Raw genomic sequence first — 1,957 nt, forward strand, 5'->3', positions numbered from 1 at the left:
GGACACCGTCTTCACCGCCGACTCCACCAAGCAGGTCGCGGAGTTGAAGGAGGCCCTCGCCCTGGGTCTGACCGCCCGCCCCGTCCTGGTCGGCCCGGTCACCTACCTCCTGCTCGCCAAGCCCGCGGTGGGCGGGTTGTAGAACGCGGGGATGGTGACGCCTCTGGACACGACCTCGTCCGAGGCGGTGGAGGCGGTTGCCGCGGTGGCGGTCGTGAGCGCGAGGGCCTGGGCGGTGAGGCAGGCGGTGGCGGTGATCGCGGCGGCGAGCAGGCGCCGTTGGCGTGCGGGCATGGCGAACCTCCTGTGGAGCGGCCGTCCGGAGAATGGTTCGCCTGGAACTTACCTGCGGGTAAGTTACTCGTGATACCCGTCGGTAGGTTACGTTTCGGTAATGTGACTGACGGTCAGCCGATTCTGTGAGCCGGTTGTCCGGCGGACGTCAGCCGTCAGTCGTTGCCACCGTCGCCGGCCGTTGCCACCGCCACCAGCTCCAGGAACCCGGCGACGGCCTGCGGCTCGCTCACCATCAGGTCGTGGCCGGTGTCGATGTCCCACAGCCGTCCGGCCGCACGGGCCGCCTCCAGGTCGGCGGGATCGCGGTACGGCAGCGTCGAGGTGCATACGATCTGGGACTGCGGAAGCGCCCGCACCCCCGCCTCGTCGTGGAGCCGCAGCGGCTGCTCGAAGCACTTCCACGGATGCGGCGTGATCTTCGGCGCCAGCCAGGCGATGTCGTCCGGATCGGTCAACCCGTAGGAGGGCATGGGTCCTTCGCCGGGGAAGTTCACCAGCTCCACCCCGTCGACGACCCGTCCCATGGCCCGCGACGCGGCCATCAGCTCCGGTGCGAGTTCGGCGAGGGACTGGCCGTTCGCCGGGGTGGCCGCGTCCAGGTAGACGAGGTGGCCGACTCGGTCCAGGGCACGGTCGGCGACACCGGTGATGACCATCCCGCCGTAACTGTGCCCGACGAGAATCGCGTCGAACAGCCCCTCGTAGCGCAGGAGTTGAACGACGTCGGCGATGTGGGTGTCGAGGTCGACCCCGGGCCCGAGCAGGTGGGACCGCTCGCCGAGCCCGGTGAGCGTGGGGGCGTACACGTCGTGCCCGCTCGCCCGCAGGATCCGCGCGACGCGCTGATAACACCATCCGCCGTGACTGCCGCCGTGCACGAGAACGTACGTGGCCATGCGAGGCCTCCCGTCCTACCGCTGTCCTGTCCGACAACTGCCGTTCTGGCCCTGACCGACAACCACCGTCCTGGCCTTGACCGACAACTGCCGTCCGGGTCCTGACCGACAACTGCCGGATAACCAACAGCTGTTGGAGAGAATACTGTTGCCGCATGCCAGCGCAACCCCCTGAACGTCACGTCCTCCCCGACCGCCGGGTCCTCCGCTCCCGTGCCGCCCTCGAAGCCGCCCTCCGCGAGCTGGTCACCGAGCGCGACCTGCGCCAGATATCCGTCGCCGACCTCACCAAACGCGCCGGCGTCAACCGCTCGACGTTCTACGAGCACTACGCCGACGTCCACGACCTCGCTGTCGCGGCGTGCACGGCGACGTACGACCAGTTGGTGGCCGCGGCCCCCATCCCGCACGGCCGACTGGCCCCGGACGGCGGCCCGTTGCCGAACCCCCTGCCCGCCCTCTTCACCCATGTCGCCGAACACGCCCCCCTCTACCGGGCCCTCCTCTGCGACGAGGGCAGCGCCCGGATGATCAACCACCTCCTGCACCGAATCACCGTCGCGGCCCGCGTCAGCCAGGGTTTGGGTGGCAGTGCGGGAGCCGATGAGGGAGCCGCCGAAGGAGCCGTCGAGGACACCCCGCACGACCCGGTCTCCGCCTTCCTCGCGGGTGCCGTCCTGGGCACGGTCATCGACTGGCTGCGGCGGGACTGTCCGGGGACGCCGGGGGAGATCGGGGATGCGGTGTGGCCGTATGCGATGGCT

Annotated in this window: 2 protein-coding genes and 2 pseudogenes; 2 read left to right on the plus strand and 2 right to left on the minus strand. The window is 70.0% G+C overall.

Translation table 11 applies throughout. The annotated features are described in order from the left end of the window. Nucleotides 1-133: pseudogene (locus tag ACNFOC_RS53840) on the plus strand (hypothetical protein); the annotation flags it as partial. Here ACNFOC_RS53840 and ACNFOC_RS53845 read toward each other — a convergent pair. Together ACNFOC_RS53845 and ACNFOC_RS53850 are read right to left on the minus strand one after the other, a co-directional pair. Next, nucleotides 130-294 (minus strand): annotated as a pseudogene (locus ACNFOC_RS53845) (triacylglycerol lipase); the annotation flags it as partial. The pseudogenes ACNFOC_RS53840 and ACNFOC_RS53845 overlap by 4 nt on opposite strands. 155 nt (nt 295-449) lie before the next feature. Continuing rightward, a complete protein-coding gene (locus tag ACNFOC_RS53850; RefSeq protein WP_416966236.1) occupies nt 450-1,193 on the minus strand; it encodes an alpha/beta fold hydrolase in 744 nt (247 codons plus the stop codon). A gap of 155 nt (nt 1,194-1,348) precedes the next feature. Between ACNFOC_RS53850 and ACNFOC_RS53855 the strand changes: the two genes are divergently transcribed. Then, nucleotides 1,349-1,957 (plus strand): TetR/AcrR family transcriptional regulator (locus tag ACNFOC_RS53855; RefSeq protein ID WP_416966237.1); only part of this gene is annotated, 609 nt, incomplete at its 3' end.

Source organism: Streptomyces colwelliae (assembly GCF_048158785.1).
Classification (GTDB): Bacteria; Actinomycetota; Actinomycetes; order Streptomycetales; family Streptomycetaceae; genus Streptomyces.

Coding starts and splice junctions, on each gene's coding strand:
- ACNFOC_RS53850 (WP_416966236.1), bottom strand. CDS start 1,193: ATGGCCACGTACGTTCTCGTGCACGGCGGCAGTCACGGCGGATGGTGT.